This is a genomic window from Bradyrhizobium sp. Leaf396, from assembly GCF_001424605.1.
Lineage (GTDB): Bacteria > Pseudomonadota > Alphaproteobacteria > Rhizobiales > Xanthobacteraceae > Bradyrhizobium > Bradyrhizobium japonicum_C.
Map to the genome: position 1 here is coordinate 46,350 of NZ_LMQJ01000026.1, position 16,197 is coordinate 62,546.

20 protein-coding genes are annotated in these 16,197 nt (G+C 64.3%); 15 read left to right on the forward strand and 5 right to left on the reverse strand.

Annotated elements, in window-relative coordinates; translation table 11 throughout:
* Positions 1-6: 6 nt before the first annotated feature.
* From urtD to ASG57_RS23065, 12 genes are all read left to right on the forward strand, one after another.
* On the forward strand, positions 7-768 hold the full coding sequence (gene urtD, locus ASG57_RS23010) for an urea ABC transporter ATP-binding protein UrtD (protein ID WP_024340534.1): 762 nt from the start codon (positions 7-9) through the stop codon (positions 766-768).
* Between the two features lie 53 nt (positions 769-821).
* Entirely contained in the window at positions 822-1,517 is a 696-nt protein-coding gene (gene urtE / locus ASG57_RS23015) for an urea ABC transporter ATP-binding subunit UrtE (RefSeq protein WP_024340533.1), read from the forward strand.
* A gap of 32 nt (positions 1,518-1,549) precedes the next feature.
* Positions 1,550-2,380, forward strand: coding sequence for an urease accessory protein UreD (locus ASG57_RS23020; RefSeq protein WP_024340532.1), 831 nt, complete (start codon positions 1,550-1,552; stop codon positions 2,378-2,380).
* Positions 2,381-2,417: 37 nt separating this feature from the next.
* Complete coding sequence (locus tag ASG57_RS23025) at positions 2,418-2,720, forward strand: urease subunit gamma (protein WP_024340531.1); 303 nt, start codon at positions 2,418-2,420, stop codon at positions 2,718-2,720.
* Between the two features lie 112 nt (positions 2,721-2,832).
* Positions 2,833-3,138: an urease subunit beta gene (locus ASG57_RS23030; protein ID WP_007599812.1), complete on the forward strand. Its 306-nt coding sequence runs from the start codon at positions 2,833-2,835 to the stop codon at positions 3,136-3,138.
* A gap of 57 nt (positions 3,139-3,195) precedes the next feature.
* The gene (locus tag ASG57_RS23035; RefSeq protein ID WP_024340530.1) at positions 3,196-3,735 is read left to right on the forward strand and encodes an HD domain-containing protein; all 540 of its coding nucleotides are present in this window, start codon (positions 3,196-3,198) and stop codon (positions 3,733-3,735) included.
* Between the two features lie 34 nt (positions 3,736-3,769).
* The gene (ureC, locus tag ASG57_RS23040) at positions 3,770-5,485 is read left to right on the forward strand and encodes an urease subunit alpha (protein WP_024340529.1); all 1,716 of its coding nucleotides are present in this window, start codon (positions 3,770-3,772) and stop codon (positions 5,483-5,485) included.
* A gap of 128 nt (positions 5,486-5,613) precedes the next feature.
* Entirely contained in the window at positions 5,614-5,913 is a 300-nt protein-coding gene (locus tag ASG57_RS23045; RefSeq protein WP_024340528.1) for a putative quinol monooxygenase, read from the forward strand.
* Positions 5,914-5,926: 13 nt separating this feature from the next.
* The gene (locus ASG57_RS23050) at positions 5,927-6,559 is read left to right on the forward strand and encodes an urease accessory protein UreE (protein ID WP_024340527.1); all 633 of its coding nucleotides are present in this window, start codon (positions 5,927-5,929) and stop codon (positions 6,557-6,559) included.
* Entirely contained in the window at positions 6,540-7,268 is a 729-nt protein-coding gene (locus ASG57_RS23055; RefSeq protein ID WP_029674209.1) for an urease accessory protein UreF, read from the forward strand. The genes ASG57_RS23050 and ASG57_RS23055 overlap by 20 nt, the downstream gene beginning before the upstream one ends.
* A 38-nt stretch (positions 7,269-7,306) precedes the next feature.
* Positions 7,307-7,930: an urease accessory protein UreG gene (gene ureG, locus ASG57_RS23060; protein WP_024340525.1), complete on the forward strand. Its 624-nt coding sequence runs from the start codon at positions 7,307-7,309 to the stop codon at positions 7,928-7,930.
* 299 nt (positions 7,931-8,229) lie between these two features.
* Positions 8,230-9,891 carry a CHASE domain-containing protein gene (locus ASG57_RS23065; RefSeq protein WP_057197579.1) on the forward strand — a complete coding sequence of 554 codons (1,662 nt, stop codon included), beginning with the start codon at positions 8,230-8,232 and terminating at the stop codon, positions 9,889-9,891.
* Here the strand turns inward: ASG57_RS23065 and ASG57_RS23070 are convergent.
* From ASG57_RS23070 to ASG57_RS23090, 5 genes are all read right to left on the reverse strand, one after another.
* Complete coding sequence (locus ASG57_RS23070; protein WP_028145950.1) at positions 9,888-10,496, reverse strand: TetR/AcrR family transcriptional regulator; 609 nt, start codon at positions 10,494-10,496, stop codon at positions 9,888-9,890. The two genes, ASG57_RS23065 and ASG57_RS23070, sit on opposite strands and share 4 nt — an antisense overlap.
* Positions 10,497-10,582: 86 nt before the next feature.
* A complete protein-coding gene (locus ASG57_RS23075; RefSeq protein WP_024340522.1) occupies positions 10,583-11,725 on the reverse strand; it encodes an OpgC domain-containing protein in 1,143 nt (380 codons plus the stop codon).
* Positions 11,726-11,915: 190 nt separating this feature from the next.
* On the reverse strand, positions 11,916-12,371 hold the full coding sequence (locus ASG57_RS23080; RefSeq protein WP_024340521.1) for a hypothetical protein: 456 nt from the start codon (positions 12,369-12,371) through the stop codon (positions 11,916-11,918).
* A gap of 89 nt (positions 12,372-12,460) precedes the next feature.
* Positions 12,461-12,832, reverse strand: coding sequence for an ElaB/YgaM/YqjD family protein (locus ASG57_RS23085; protein WP_024340520.1), 372 nt, complete (start codon positions 12,830-12,832; stop codon positions 12,461-12,463).
* A 78-nt stretch (positions 12,833-12,910) separates the two neighbouring features.
* Positions 12,911-14,023, reverse strand: coding sequence for an AI-2E family transporter (locus ASG57_RS23090; RefSeq protein WP_024340519.1), 1,113 nt, complete (start codon positions 14,021-14,023; stop codon positions 12,911-12,913).
* A gap of 206 nt (positions 14,024-14,229) precedes the next feature.
* Here ASG57_RS23090 and ASG57_RS23095 point away from each other — a divergent pair, with 206 nt between their 5' ends.
* From ASG57_RS23095 to ASG57_RS38795, 3 genes are all read left to right on the forward strand, one after another.
* On the forward strand, positions 14,230-15,009 hold the full coding sequence (locus ASG57_RS23095) for a L,D-transpeptidase (protein WP_024340518.1): 780 nt from the start codon (positions 14,230-14,232) through the stop codon (positions 15,007-15,009).
* 16 nt (positions 15,010-15,025) lie between these two features.
* A complete protein-coding gene (locus ASG57_RS23100; protein ID WP_024340517.1) occupies positions 15,026-15,676 on the forward strand; it encodes a DUF2865 domain-containing protein in 651 nt (216 codons plus the stop codon).
* Between the two features lie 168 nt (positions 15,677-15,844).
* Positions 15,845-16,000, forward strand: a complete 156-nt coding sequence (locus tag ASG57_RS38795; protein WP_008546817.1) for a Thivi_2564 family membrane protein — start codon at positions 15,845-15,847, stop codon at positions 15,998-16,000.
* The last annotated feature ends 197 nt before the right edge of the window (positions 16,001-16,197 follow it).

Below are 16,197 nucleotides of genomic sequence, written 5' to 3' on the forward strand. Positions count from 1 at the left end.
GCGGTCATGAACGTCATGGATACCCGCACGACGTCCGCAATGCTCTATCTGGATGGCGTGCACGTCTCGTTCGACGGCTTCCACGCCATCAACAACCTGTCGCTGACGCTCGAGCCGGGCGAGATGCGGGCCATCATCGGGCCGAACGGCGCCGGCAAGACCACGATGATGGACATCATCACCGGCAAGACCAAGCCCGACGAAGGCACCGTGCTGTTCGACGGCGTCACGGATCTCACGCGGCTCGACGAGACGCGCATCGCCGAGCTCGGCATCGGCCGCAAATTCCAGAAGCCGACGGTGTTCGAGAGCCAGACCGTGCACGACAACCTCCTGCTCGCGCTCAATGTCGATCACTCCGTCCGCGGCACGCTGTTCTGGCGCGGCAGCAAGGCCGAGACCGAGCGCATCGACAAGGTGCTGGAGACGATCCGTCTCACCGAAGCGCGCAACCGCCTCGCTGGCAGCCTCAGCCATGGCCAGAAGCAATGGCTCGAGATCGGCATGCTGCTGGCACAGGATCCGAAGCTGCTGCTGGTCGACGAGCCCGTTGCAGGGATGACCGACATCGAGACGCATCTCACCGCCGAGCTGCTGAAGGAGATCAACAAGACCCACACCGTGATGGTGGTCGAGCACGACATGACCTTCGTGCGCGAGCTCGGCGTCAAGGTCACCTGCCTGCACGAAGGCACCGTGCTGGCGGAAGGCACCATCGACCAGGTATCGTCCAACGAGCGGGTCATCGAAGTCTATCTGGGAAGGTAGCGAATGGATCGGCCGCTTCTCCCATTCGCTATTCGCCCGCAAAGGTGTTTCCGATGCTTGAAGTGAAAGACATCAATCTGTTCTACGGTGCTGCCCAGGCGCTGCGCGGCGTGTCGATCTCGGCGGAGCCCGGCAAGGTGACCTGCGTCCTCGGCCGCAACGGCGTCGGCAAGACCTCGCTTCTGCGCGCCATGGTCGGGCAATATCCGATCTCCTCGGGCGCGATCGTGCTCGATGGCAGCGACATCACCGGCCTGAAGCCCTATGAACGTGCGCGCAGGGGCATCGGATTCGTGCCGCAGGGCCGCGAGATATTTCCGCTGCTGACGGTCGAGGAGAACCTCAAGACCGGCTTCGGTCCGCTCAAGCGCGAGGACAAGCACATCCCGGACGACGTGTTCTCGCTGTTTCCGGTGCTGCAATCCATGCTCGGCCGGCGCGGCGGCGATCTCTCCGGCGGCCAGCAGCAGCAGCTCGCGATCGGCCGCGCGCTGGTGATGCGGCCGAAGCTGCTGTTGCTCGACGAACCGACCGAGGGCATTCAGCCCTCGATCATCAAGGACATCGGCCGCGCCATCTCCTACTTGCGCAATCTCGGCAACATCGCCATCGTGCTGGTCGAACAATATCTCGACTTTGCCTGCGAGCTCGGCGACAGCTTTGCGGTGATGGATCGCGGCGCTGTGAAGTTCACCTGCGACCGCGCCAACCTCGACGCGAGCGAGATCAGCCGCCAGATGGCGCTGTAGGCTCATTCTGCCGCGATCGGCTGGGGAGGCGAATGCGGAGCGACGTTTCGGTTATGCCAGGACTTTTCGAGGCGAACCGCGCCCGTGGCGCGGTTCGGCTCGACGTGCACGCACGTGACCGCGTGACCCGGCGCGGCACCTTGCACGAATCCGGCTCTTTACGCGTGCGCTTTCCCTCGCCGGAAGACGAGGGGCTGTCGGGCGTGTTCGTCAACACGGCCGGCGGGGTTGCCGGTGGGGACTGTTTCGATATCGACATCGCGGCGGGCGGAGGTACGCGGCTCACTCTGACGACCGCAGCTGCCGAAAAGATCTATCGAGCCCCCGGGGAGGCGGCGCAGCTCAATATCGCCTTGCGAGCCGCCGCGGGCGCGCATCTGGCCTGGTTGCCGCAGGAGACGATCCTGTTCGACCGCGCGCGGGTGCATCGCCGCTTCGACATTGCGCTCGACGAGGCGGCCTCGCTCCTGCTCTGCGAGATCGTCGTGTTCGGCCGCACCGCCATGGGCGAGCGGATGCAGCAGGGCGAGTTCGTCGACCGCTGGCGGCTGCGCCGCGGCGGCAGGCTGGTGTTCGCCGAGACGGTCAGGCTTGACGGCGACATCGGCGCCAAGCTCGCGCGGTCCGCGGTCGCCAATAGCGGCACGGCGATCGGCACCGCTCTGATCGTGCCCGGTGACGAGACCCTGGTCGAGCGCATTCGCGAGGCCTCGGAATCGTTCGGCGGGGAAGTCGGGATCTCGGCCTGGAATGGCTTTGCAATGGCGCGGTTCTGTGCCCAAGATGCGGCGCGCTTACGCGCCGACATGATGGCGGTGCTGGCGCGAACCGGCGCGGTCCTGCCGCGGCTGTGGTTGAACTGACCGGTTGAACTGATGTGTTGAACGGAAGAGATTTCGCATGAACCTGTCTCCCCGCGAAAAGGACAAGCTTCTGATCTCGATGGTCGCGATCGTGGCGCGCCGCCGGCTGGATCGCGGCGTCAAGCTCAACCATCCCGAGGCGATTGCCATCATCTCCGACTTCATCCTGGAAGGCGCGCGCGACGGCCGCACCGTCGCTGAGCTGATGCAGTCCGGCGCGCAGGTTTTGACCCGCGATCAGGTCATGCCGGGCATTCCCGAGATGATCCACGACATCCAGGTCGAGGCGACCTTTCCTGATGGCACCAAGCTCGTCACCGTGCACGAGCCGATCAGGTAGTATCGAATTCGTCATTCCGGGGCGCCCGCAGGGCGAACCCGGAATCCAGAGGTTTTGTTTTCGAGATTCCGGGTTCTCGCTTCGCGAGCCCCGGAATGACGAGGAGGATAGAATGATTCCCGGCGAACTCTTCATCCAGGACGGCGAGATCGAGCTCAATGCCGGCCGCAAGACCGTGACGCTGACGGTCGCCAACACAGGTGACCGCCCCATTCAGGTCGGCTCGCACTACCATTTCTTCGAGACCAACCCGGCGCTGAAGTTCGATCGCAAGAAGGCCCGCGGCATGCGCCTCGACATCGCCGCCGGCACCGCCGTCCGCTTCGAGCCCGGCCAGACCCGCGACGTGCAGCTCGTCGCGGTGGCGGGGAAGAAGACGATCTACGGCTTCCGCGGCGATGTGATGGGGAAGCTGTGAGCTCCACAGGAACGAGCGCGGCGCGGCACGGTTGAGGCGGAAACGGAGGTGTTTTCCATGCTCTCGCCAATCCGCCTCATCTCCGAAGCCGCTGAACTCGCTGCGCGCCGCCATAACGGCATGGCGCGCAAGGGGCGCGGTAATGAGCCCTACATCAATCATCTCGCCGAGGTCGCGAACCTGCTCGCGACCGCGACCGATGGCGCCGACGCCGAGCTGGTCGCTGCCGGCTGGCTGCATGACACCATCGAGGACACCGACACCACGCGCGAAGAGCTTGCGCGAAGATTTTCCGAGCGTGTCGCCTCACTCGTCGCCGAATGCACCGATGACATGAGTCTGCCGAAGGCGATGCGAAGGCAGAAGCAGATTGAGGACGCGCCCCACAAATCGCCGGGCGCCAAGCTGATCAAGATCGCCGACAAGATCAGCAATACAGGGGCGCGCATTCAAACCGACCCGACTTCCGAGGAGCGCGACGATCTCGCCGATTACATCGACTGGGCGACGCAGGTCGTTGCAGGCTGCCGCGGCTCCAATGCATGGCTCGACGAGAAATTCGATGATGCCGTGAAAGCAGCGAAGGCCGTGCTTTGAGCGTTCAAACATTCAATCGCAAACGGGGCTTGTGATGTCCGTCAGAATAAAACGTTCCGTCTATGCCGACATGTTCGGCCCCACCACAGGGGACAAGGTGCGGTTGGCCGACACCGATCTCATCATCGAGGTCGAGAAGGATTTCACGACTTACGGTGAGGAGGTGAAGTTCGGCGGCGGCAAGGTGATCCGTGACGGCATGGGGCAGTCGCAGGTCACCAACAGGCAGGGTGCGGCCGACACCGTCATCACCAATGCGCTGATCGTCGATCACTGGGGCATCGTGAAGGCCGATGTCGCCATCAAGGACGGCATGATCTCTGCGATCGGCAAGGCTGGCAATCCGGACATCCAGCCCGGCGTCACCATCATCATCGGTCCCGGCACCGACGTGATCGCCGGCGAGGGAAAAATCCTCACCGCCGGTGGCTTCGACAGCCACATCCATTTCATCTGCCCGCAGCAGATCGAGCACGCGCTGATGTCAGGCGTCACTTCGATGCTGGGCGGCGGCACCGGCCCCTCGCACGGCACCTTCGCCACCACCTGCACGCCGGGCCCGTGGCACATCGCGCGGATGATCCAGTCGTTCGACGCCTTTCCGGTCAACCTCGGCATTTCCGGCAAGGGCAACGCCTCGCGGCCCGCCGCGCTGGTCGAGATGATCAAGGCCGGTGCCTGCGCGCTGAAGCTGCACGAGGACTGGGGCACGACGCCGGCGGCCATCGACAATTGCCTCTCGGTCGCGGACGATCACGACATCCAGGTGATGATCCACACCGACACGCTGAACGAGTCCGGCTTCGTCGAGGATACGATCAAGGCCTTCAAGGGCCGCACCATTCATGCCTTCCACACGGAAGGTGCCGGCGGCGGCCATGCCCCTGACATCATCAAGGTCGCGGGCCTGAAGAACGTGCTGCCGTCCTCGACCAATCCCACGCGCCCGTTTACCCGCAACACCATCGACGAGCATCTGGACATGCTGATGGTGTGCCACCATCTCGATCCCTCGATCGCGGAAGACCTGGCATTTGCCGAAAGCCGTATCCGTAAGGAGACCATCGCGGCCGAGGACATTCTGCACGATCTCGGCGCGCTCTCGATGATGTCCTCGGACTCGCAGGCCATGGGCCGCCTCGGCGAGGTCATTATCCGGACGTGGCAGACCGCGGACAAGATGAAGAAGCAGCGGGGATCCTTGCCGCAGGACAAGGGCAAGGACAACGACAATTTCCGCGTCAAGCGCTACATCGCCAAATACACGATCAACCCCGCGATCGCGCACGGCGTGTCGAAGCTGATCGGGTCGGTGGAGAAGGGCAAGCTCGCCGACCTCGTGCTATGGTCGCCGGCCTTCTTCGGCGTCAAGCCGGACTGCATCGTCAAGGGCGGCAGCATCGTTGCAGCGCCCATGGGCGATCCCAACGCCTCGATCCCGACGCCGCAGCCGGTGCACTATCAGCCGATGTTCGGGGCCTTCGGCAGGGCGCGTACGGCGTCGTCCGTGGTGTTCACTTCCAAGGCTGCGGTCACCGGCGGCCTTGCGCGCAAGCTCGGCATCGAGAAGAAGCTCTACGCCGTCCAGAATGTCCGCGGCAGGATCTCGAAAAAGAGCATGATCCACAACGATGCCACGCCCAATATCGAGGTCGATCCCGAGACCTATGAGGTCCGCGCCGATGGCGAACTGCTCACCTGCGCCCCCGCCGAGGTGCTGCCGATGTCGCAGCGATATTTCATGTACTGAAATAGCGCCTCAACGCATGTCCGCGGGATGTACCCGGGGACGGCTTTTGCGGTTTTGCGTTCGGTCCCGCCTGGTCTAATGTCCGAACCGGTATCGTAACCCTAGAAGAAAAGCCGGGAGGATTTCTCGTGATCTACGTCGTTGCCACCTTGACCATCAAGCCCGAGACGCGCGCCGAATTCATCGCAGCCGCCACTGCCTGCATCAAGGAGACCCGGAAGGAGCCCGGCAATATCGCCTATGACATGCATGAGAGCGTCACAGACCCCAGCAAGATGGTCTTCGTGGAGCAGTGGGAGAACGCCGAAGCGCTGGTGCCGCATCGGGCCATGGAGCACATGAAGACGTTCGGCCGCGTCGCGGTGAAATGCTTCACGGCGCCGCCGAAAATCGAGGTGATCACGCCCGAGAAGGTCGAGACAAGGTAAAGAGGTAACCCGCATGATCCGGGCCACGCAGGTCAAGGGGCAGCACCGCTTCACGGAAGCTCCCGTGGATACGGTGGTGCTCGATTTCGACGACCGGCATCGCCGCCGCATGGCGATGACGGGCACGCGAGGGCTCGAATTCCTGCTCGATCTGGAGCATGCCGTCGCGCTACGCGGCGGGGATGCGCTGGTGCTGGAGGACGGCCGCCTGGTCGAGGTGGTCGCGGCGCCCGAGCCGCTGCTCGAGATCCGCGGCCGCGATCCGCACCACCTCATTCGCGTCGGCTGGCATCTCGGCAACCGCCATCTGCCGACCCAGATCATGGCGAAGGCCCTGCGCATCCGCCGCGATCACGTGATCGAGGAGATGGTGAAGGGGCTCGGCGCGCGCGTGATCGAGATCGAGGCGCCGTTCGATCCAGAAGGCGGGGCGTATGCGGATGCTGGCCACGCGCACGGGCACGACGACCATGCGCATCACGGTCACGACCATCATGACCATGGTCACGATCATCACGGCCATGGCCACCGTCACCATGATCATGCCGCGCATGGCCATGGCCACGAGCACCACCATCACCACGATGAGCATTGCGACCATCCCGACCATCACCACGGCCACACGCATGCTCATGACCACAAATGAGCCGGTTGGCGCCGGCGGCCTCGCTGAGGAGGAGGCGGCGGCGCTCTACCGGCTGATGACATGGCTATCGCCGGCGTTTCCGGTCGGTGGTTTCTCCTATTCCAGCGGCCTCGAATGGGCGGTCGAGGCGGGCGATATCACCGACACAGCGGCACTGGCGGATTGGCTAGACGTGATGCTTGGCGACGGCTCGGGCTTCTGCGACGCGACGTTTCTGGTCCGGGCTTATCGGGCCGCGGAAGCAGGCAACACGACCGCTTTGAACGAGATCGCCGAGCTCGCCGCCGCCTTCGTGCCGTCGCGCGAGCGGCAGCTGGAGACGACCTCGCAGGGCCGTGCCTTCATCGACATCGCCCGCGCCGCATGGGATGCCGACGGACTGGACGCCATGATTGCAGCATGCAGCACGCCACTGGTCTACCCCGTCGCGGTCGGTGTGGTCGCCGCAATGCACGGCGTGCCGCTGGGGTCGACGCTGCACGCTTTCCTCCATGCGCTGGTCTCGAATTGGATTTCTGCGGCCAGCCGGCTCATTCCGCTCGGCCAGACCGACAGCCAGCGCGTGCTGGTCAAGCTGGAAGCCGCCGTCGCCGCGACGGCCAATCGTGCGCTGAACGCGGCATTGGACGATATCGGCAGCGCGACTTTCCGCGCCGATCTCGCCAGCCTGCGGCACGAGACGCAATATACGCGGCTGTTTCGGTCGTGATCGATGCAGCCCTAACCAATCGAGAGAGAACGAGCGACATGTCGAAATCTCACGGCCCGCTGCGTGTCGGCGTCGGTGGCCCGGTCGGATCGGGCAAGACCGCGCTGATGGACCTGCTCTGCAAGACCATGCGCGAGCGCTACGACATTGCGGCGATCACCAATGACATCTACACCAAATGGGACGCGGAGTTCCTGGTGCGTTCGGGCTCTCTGACGCCGGATCGCATCGCCGGCGTCGAGACCGGCGGCTGTCCACACACCGCGATCCGCGAGGATGCCTCGATGAACCTCGCCGCGGTTGCCGACATGCGCGCCAAGTTTCCCGGACTTGATCTCGTGCTGATCGAATCCGGCGGCGACAATCTCGCTGCTACTTTTTCCCCCGAACTGGCCGATATCACCATTTACGTCATCGACGTCGCCGCCGGCGACAAGATCCCGTCCAAGGGCGGCCCCGGCATCACCCGGTCCGACCTGCTGGTCATCAATAAGACCGACCTCGCGCCCCATGTTGGCGCCTCTCTGGAGAAGATGGAGACGGACGCCAGGCGCATGCGCGGCGAGCGTCCCTTCGTCATGACCAACCTGAAGAAGAGCGTGGGGCTCGACCGCATCGTCGCCTTCATCGAGGCCAAAGGCGGCCTGCAGCGGCCGGGCTGACCGGACGCGACCACTTGGCGCAGGCGTTTCTCGCCGTCGACGCCTGGGCCGCGCCGCCACCCGCGGAACAAAGTTCGGACATGGCAATTAACTACCTCCGGCTCCTGGGCAAGTTCATCCCGGCGAGACCCATCGGCCGGGCGGATTAAGCTTTTCAGGCGACCCAAGTTGCGTACTGATGCCTCCTCCTCCATTATCTCCGCCGCTTGGGTTTACCCCGTTTCGGCACATGGCCGTTCGAGCGGCGTTCATATGCTCCGTGTTTACTGCCGACCTCCTGCTTTCGCCTGAGTAGTCGCGTGGTCAGGCTGGGTTTCATCATCGGCTTCATCGCTCTGCTCGGGGTCTTGCTCTCCGGGCTTGCGGCCTATCGCGTCCACGACCAGGAGCTGGCGCTGGATCGGATCGCGCTCGCGCGTGCGATCGACGTTCACGCGAGCCTCGTCCAGGACCGGCTGACCGAGCGGGAGCTGCTCGCGCGTGTCGCCTCAGGCCTGTTCCGCGCGCCATCCGTGATCAAGTCGAACATGCTGGAGCCGCTGCGCTCGGCCATCTACGCCTTCAAGACTGATTTCGTGGTGGCGGGGTGGATCGCCCGGCTGAAGCCGGACGAATTGACGGCGGCGCAAGCCGCCATTGCCGGCGCCGGTTTCCCGAATCCCGAGATTCGCGGATATGACGACAAGCCGATCAATCCTGCCGACGTCACCCGGCCGATCGACGTGTTGTTGGATCTCGAGCCGCGCAGCGACGAGACCAAGGCGCTGCCGGGCCGCAGCTACGATCAGGATCCGGTTCGAGGCGCCATGCTGACGCGTGCCCGGGTCGAGAAGCGGTCGATCGCCTCAGACCCCATTCCGCTGCTTCGTGGCAACGGGCCGATCGGAATCATCGTGGCGGCGCCTGTCGTTCCCGAGGGAGCAACCGAGCCGGCAGGATTCGTCACGTTCTCCTACGAGCTTGCCACGCTGATGCTGACCAATGACGACATGTCGTTGTTCTCGGTCGCGCTCAGGGATCCGCGCAAGGAAGGTGGCGAGCTCGTCGCCAATGATCAGGGCGTGGTCTCCACACGCATGGCGGCAGCGGACGGGCGCGCGCCGTCGGCGACGCGCACCGTCAGCTTCGGCGGCCGTGACTGGCAGCTCTCCTATTATGCGAACGTGAATTCGGTGCGCCGCGCCGAGCAGACCGCGATCATCGTGGCGGCCATCGGCTTTGCCATCACGGCAATGGTGTGCGGCCTCTTTGGCTATGTGGCATACAACAATCTGCGACTCAGCCGGGAGATCCAGGTCAGAATCGGCTTCGAGCGCCGGCTGACCGCGGTCATCGACGAGCTCAACCACCGCGTCAAGAACATCCTGGCGGTGATCCAGTCGATCGTGACGCGCACTTTGCGTCACGGCTCGGACATCGACATCGCGCGCGAGCTGCTGATCGGGCGCATCCACGCCATGTCCAACGTGGTCTCTTTGCTCAGCGAGAGCCAGTGGCAGGGCGTCAAGCTGAAGGGCCTGTTCGAGGCACGCGCCATCCCGCATGCCGACCGGATTGCCGTCAACGGTCCCGATATCGCGGTCAGCGCACGCGCGGCGCAGAGCCTCTCGCTGCTGTTCTTCGAGCTTGCCTCGCATTCCGACGAGGGCCTGTCGCTGGTCGGGAAGCATCCGCACATCACCGCCAACTGGACGGTGACCGGAGAGGAGGGCAAGGAGGTCTTCCATTTCCGCTGGGAGGAGTTCAACACCAGCGAGGCGACGCGCCGGCCGGATTCCGATTTCGGCCTGATCCTGCTCGACCGCGTCGCGCCCGAGGCGCTGGGGGGCACCGCCAAGCGCTTCTTCACCGACGTCTCCTACGTCTACGAATTGACCGCGCCGATGGAGACGGTCGTCGACATGACCGAGCGCGACCGTACGGACAAGATCTCGGCGCCGGTCCGGCCCGCGCGCAGCTAATCCTTAGGCCGCAACACGAGATCGACGAGGTTGCGCGCGTAAGCCGCGGTAACCGGCGCAATGCCGAAGATATAGCGATAGAACAGGCCGCCGTAGATCGCGTCGTAGAGATCCTCAGGAAGCCCCCCCGCCAGAATGCTGCCATCCTTCTGGCCCTCGGCGATCATCTCGACGAGCGCGTCGCGACGGAACTGCAGATAACGCGCGTAGAACAGCCCCGCCGAGCCGGTCTTGGAGATGCATTCGGAGACGACGGCGAGCTGGACCTTGCCGAACTCGCCCTGAAGCGCTTCGGCGTAGGCCGCGGCATGGCGGCGCGCACGGGCCGCGGGGCTGCCGGAGCTCGCCGGCGGCAGCGGCAGCATCTGGGCGGCGTGGTGAAGAAAGGCGTCGATCAAGAGCGCCTCGCGGGACGGCCACCACTTGTAGATCGTCATCTTGGAGACACTGGAATGGCGGGCGACCGCGTCGATGGTGGTGGCGGCAAGGCCGGTGGAAGCCATCAACGCATAGGCGCTCTCGAGAATGGCGTTGCTGGTCTCCATTGACCTTGGCCGGCCGCGCCGGGGCGCGCTGTCAGCCTCGTCCCCTCCGCCCTGTGCCATCGCCGCGCCGGTCTCCTCATGCAGATTTCCGGCATAGCGCAGCAGCAGCCGGCGGCCCAGCGGAATCGCACGGCGTTGCGGCTAGACTAGGCCTGCTGCCGCAGGGCGGCAGGCAGGTCCTGCCGCTTCGACCAGGCCACGTAGTAGGCGACGGCGGTCATGGCGGCGAAACCGATGATGCTCACCGCGATCTGCATCAGCACGAGATTTGGGCCGGTGATCAGGATGAGATGACCGGCAAAGGACAGGAACACGCCGACGCAGAACACCGCGAGCCATTCCTCGCCGCATCGAATGACTGCCTGAAGCGGCTTCAATCGCAGGCCGGGGTGATCGGCCGGAACGAGACGGGTCGCGACGAAGGCGAGCGCGAGGAAGTGAAGCACGCGGTAAGGCGCGAGGTTCTCCTTGTCGGTCGGTGCGATGGTATCGAGCAGAAGGTCCGGCAGATAGGCGGACGATTCCGGCGAATGGCGCAACAGGGCGACCGCCATGGCGAAGACGAGATAGCTGCCGGCGAGCATCCGAAGCCAGGGAAGATCGCGCAGCGTCCGCCCGGGCGCGCCGGTGACGGCAAACCAGCCGCCCAGCACCATCAGCATCTGCCAGCAGAGCGGATTGAAGGTCCATTCCTGGTCCGGAGAGACCCGAAAATTCCAGTCGAACCAGCGCGCGGCAAGATACAGCGCAACCGATGCCGCAAGCGTCAGGTTCGGCCGTCGCAACAGGCCCCAGAGCGCAAGCGGAAAGAAGGCCATCAGCGGGATCATCAGCTGCAGCAGGTCGAGGTTCAACGGTTCTTCCTGGAGCACGAGACCGCGGATCAGGATGCGTAGCGGGTGCTCGAGGATTCCCGAGATGTTGTAATGGTGGATGATCTCCGGCGCCATGGATTGCGAGGCGACGTAGGCGATGGTGTCGATATAGATCACGAACAGCACAACATAGGCGGCATAGAGCCGCCAGACGCGTCGAAAGATCCGCGTCGCCGCGACCAGATAGCCGCGCTCCAGCGCCATTCTGCCATGGATGATGGCGACCCCATAGCCCACCACGAACACGAACAGATCGGCCGCACCGCTGAAGCCGAAGTTGCGCAGCGTCAGCAGGTTGACGACGTTGTTCGGAATGTGGTCGACGAACACCGACCAATTGGCGATGCCGAGCGTCAGGTACAGTCGTGAGTCGTGCTGGAATGCGGCGAGGTTCGCCTTGACGGACGGTTTCATTGAGCAAATTAGCTTTGGGAATCAGGGTGACGCTTTTAGCGGCAACCGCCCGCCCATCCGAGTAGCGTTTGCGTGAGCGACGGAGGCGTTCGTGCCGGACGGCGCAAAACTGCGCGGCGTCGCCTCTGTCAGATGCGGACAGATGCGCTCACGATTCAGAGTGCAAATATTCGAACGGTTCTCGGCGTCGCTATTCAGCCGGTTCGGCGGATACCTCGTCGGACACGCCGGCACGGCTCGCGAGGATACCGAGGGCGACGCCGCCGATTGCCAGGATCGGCAATAGCCGCTTCATCCCGATGGCGCGAACGATCTGAAGCCCGGTGGCGAGGAGCATCGGATCTGCGAGCATGCTCTGCGCGGCCGACTTCGCGGCGCGCTCGGCAGCGATCTCAGCGCGCTTCTGCAGCTCGCGCTTGTAGCCCCAATACGAGCCCGCCGCCGCCAGGGTCAGCAGGAAGAAGATGCCCGCGCCAGCAAGACAGGCCTGCACTGGACCGTATGTCTGCAGGACCGAGATGAATGCGGCAGCGCAAAGGAAGCTCGTGGTCACCAGGAGCGCGAAGGCTGCGGCTGCGGCAAGGGAGGTCAGCCGAACAGTCGTGCCAGTCGATGCACTGATCCCCTCGATAATGCGCTGAAGCATGGCCTTACTCCTCAATCCCCAACAGCCGAATCGTCACGGGTGCGGCCGCGGCGGGGCACCGCCGCGGTTTCGATATGTGGCGGCGACCGTTACCGGCGCCAGGCGGCGCCGATCAGGAACCCGATACCCAGCGCCAGTCCGACAGTCGCAAGCGGGCGCTGCGTGATCGCCTCTTCCAGCGTCTCCTCGATGGAGCCGTAGGCGTCGTGCGCGGCCTCCATCATCGCGCTGCCGCGCTCGGACATGTCGTCCATCGCGGAATCCACGTTCTCGCGCGCCTGGCGATAGCCGCGGCGAGCCTGCTTGCTCGTGGAATTGGCAAAGGAGTTGAGCACATCGGTGATCTGGTCGGTGAGGGCGGCGATATCGCTTTTCACGGCTGCTACATCCTTCTCGAGGCGTTCTCTGGTGGCTTTGTCGGTCCAGTCTCTCATCCGGGCTTCGGCATCTGTCGTCGGCATCAGGAGCTCCGAACTGTTGACGGCTGAGATGGGCGGAGAACGTTTCGTTGCCCGGTAAGTTCCGCTGGCGGAAACCGGTTAGCCCTGTGGCAGTTGCGGCGCATCCGTCGGCAACAGATGCTCCTTCAGGATGAGGGCAACGATCAGGAGCGGCGACGACAGGAATGCGCCCATGGGGCCCCACAACCACGTCCAGAACGCCAGCGCGAGCAGCACGGCGAGCGCATTCAGCGCCAGCCGCCGCCCAATGATCATCGGCGTGACGAAGTGTCCCTCCAGGAAGGTGAGACCGCCGAAGGCGAGTGCCGCGATCAAGCCGCCACTGATGGTGGGAAAGGCGATCAGCCCCACCACGACCAGCAGCGCGAACATCGCAACCGGCCCGATGATCGGGATGAAGTTGAGCGTTGCGGCCAGCGCGCCGAGCCCGGCCGGGTTGGGCATTCCTGCGAGTGCGCAGATGATGCCTGTGCCGACGCCGACTCCGACATTGATCAGGGTGACGGTCAGCAAATAATTTCCCAGATGGACCTCGATCTCGTTCAGAATCCGGAGCGTACGAAGCCGTGCGTCATGATCGCTGAAAGTCATGATCATGGCCCGCCGCAGGTCGCGCCAGCTTGCGATGAAAAGGATCAGGGTGACGAAGAACAGCAGGAACTCGGTAAAGGTCGGTGACAGGAATTCGATCGTCGGCTGCACCCAGTCGATCTTGGGTATGTGGAAGCTCGGCAATCCTTCCGAGCCGCCGAGCATGGCCTGCATCTCCCGCCACAGCGCGAGCGGCCGGTCGAACACGTGCAGCTTGTCCTTCAGCTGGGCACCGAGCTCCGGCAGGCGCGTGCTCCACTCCATCATCGGCGAGGCGATCAGCGCCACCATGAAGGCGACCACCGCGGTTACGGCGATGACGATCAGGACCGCGCCGACGCTGCGGGGGACCCTGTACCGCTCGAGAAAGCCCGCCGCCGGCGATAGCATCGTGCCGATGACGAAGGCCATCACCACGGGCAGGAAGAAGGCCCGCCCGACGTAGAGCACGGTGACGATGGCAATCAGCAAAAGGCCTGCGAGTGCGAAGGCGACGAACTCCGTGCGGCGGATCACGGGCGGCAGCTCGGCAGGGCTGTGGGGAAGCGGATCGCTTTCGCTGCTGCCGGAAATCAGACGTTCACTGGGAAGGACGCGCACAATATTTCTCCCACCCGGAAACCGAGATCCGCGCCCGTTGACGACATCCCAACGCGCGGATGGCATGCCGGTTCCATCGCGCTTTCGTGAATTGCTGCTCGCTTGACTGTGACGTCGCTGCTGCATCCCACGCCGGAACTTCAAACCGGCCGGTGGAGTTTGTTCGGCAGCGCATCACCCTGATGCACACACCAACGGGGCAGCACATGACAACGTTGTTAGCAGTCCGCAGCAGCTTCTCGCCGCGCGCCGTCGCCGCATTCTGTTTCGCGTCCGCTCTGCTCGCAGTGCCCTTGGACGGCGCAAGCGCGCAAACGTTCGGCTATGCGCCGATGCAGCTCCATGAGCGGATGCAGCTGCAGGATGAGGGTTACACCGAGGGAGTTGCCAACGAGGCGCCGCGGGCCGCCGACGAGGACGCCCAGTTGCCCGACCGGCTGCGCAAGCAGATCGTCAGCTTCGACCGGAGCGAGCCGGCCGGCACCATCGTCATCGATACCAACAACACCTATCTCTACTACGTGCTCGGCAACGGCCGCGCGATCCGCTACGGCGTCGGCGTGGGCCGCGAAGGCTTCACCTGGTCGGGCGTGCAGAGCGTCAGCCGCAAGGCCGAGTGGCCGGACTGGCATCCGCCTGCCGCAATGATCGCGCGCCAGCCCTATCTGCCGCGCTTCGTCGCAGGCGGCCCCGGCAATCCGCTGGGCGCGCGCGCGATGTATCTCGGCTCGAGCCAGTACCGCATCCACGGCACCAACGATCCCTCCACGATCGGCAAGTTCGTCTCGTCCGGCTGCATCCGCATGACAAACGAGGACGTCATCGACCTGTTCAGCCGGGTCAACGTTGGTGCCAAGGTCGTGGTGTTGCCGAAGAGCGCGCCGCTGATGGCCAGAGGCGCAGATCCTGCGCGAAAGCGCCCGGCCGTGAGCGCGCTGCCCTCGGGTCGGCAGGCGTTGAACATCACGACGTCGGCCGTGAACTGAGAGTGAGCGAGGTCATATGAGCAGACGCCTGGTTGGCAAAACGGCTGGCGGTGCGGCGATCCTGGTCGCTATTTCGGCCGGTCTTGCGTCGGCGCCTTCAGCGCAGGCGCAGGATTTTTTCTCGGGATTGTTCGGCGGCTTCCGGATGCGGCCGCCACCGGAGATCCGGATGCCGTTCCCGCATGACGATGTGCCGCGCTATGAGGCGCCGCGCCAGCGCGCCTCTTACGGCGGCGGCATGGCCTATTGTGTGCGCGGCTGTGACGGCCGGTATTTCCCGGCGCAAGGAAGCGATGCCGAAAGCAAGGCGCAATCCTGCAAGAGCTTCTGCCCGGCCTCCGAAACCTCGCTGGTCTACGGCGGCAATATCGACGACGCCACGACCGAAAAGGGAAAATCCTATTCCGATTTGCCCAACGCCTATCGCTATCGCAACGAGATCGTCGCAGGCTGCACCTGCAACGGCAAGGATCCGGTCGGGCTCGCATCGGTCAAGGTCGAGGACGATCCGACCTTGCGTAAAGGCGACATCGTCGCGGGGGCCAATGGTCTCGTAGTCGCCAGCCGCAATGCCAACGACCGGCGGGGCGTCGCGATGAACTTCTCGCCGCTGCCGGATTCTGTGCGCGCCAGATTCCGCCAGGTCCCGGTGGTGGCGAAGGAATAGCGAGCGCCGCATCCGACGGCGGCGCGGACCTTGTCGGACCGCCAAATGCTGGCTGGCCGGCTGGGGAGACAGGGACTTCGTGAGCGGTTGCCGCAGGTTTCCCATATGGAACCGGCCCGGGTGCCGCGCGTTAGACCAGCGTAGCAATTGCCTGAAGGGGGTCTCGCGATGCTGGTCGGCGTACTCGTCACCTTTCTCGTCGTCATTCTCGTGCTTTATCTCATCAACATGCTGCCGATGGATGGCCGCGCCAAGCAGATCGCGCGCGTGATCGTCATCATCATCGGCATCGTGTCGCTGCTGAAATATCTCGCGGTGTTCTAGCGCGTAGGTTCGTAGCCGGGATGCGCCGCGATATCCGGGCTGCTGCAACAAGGATTGCGCTTCATCCAGGTTACGGTTCAAACAAAAGCCCCGGCGTGACAGGCTGTGTGGAAAGCCGGGCAAATCGGCTAGGATGGCCGCCTCGGGAACGGGGTGGCCATTTTCATGGGATACATAGCCGGCGAGGATCGGGATCA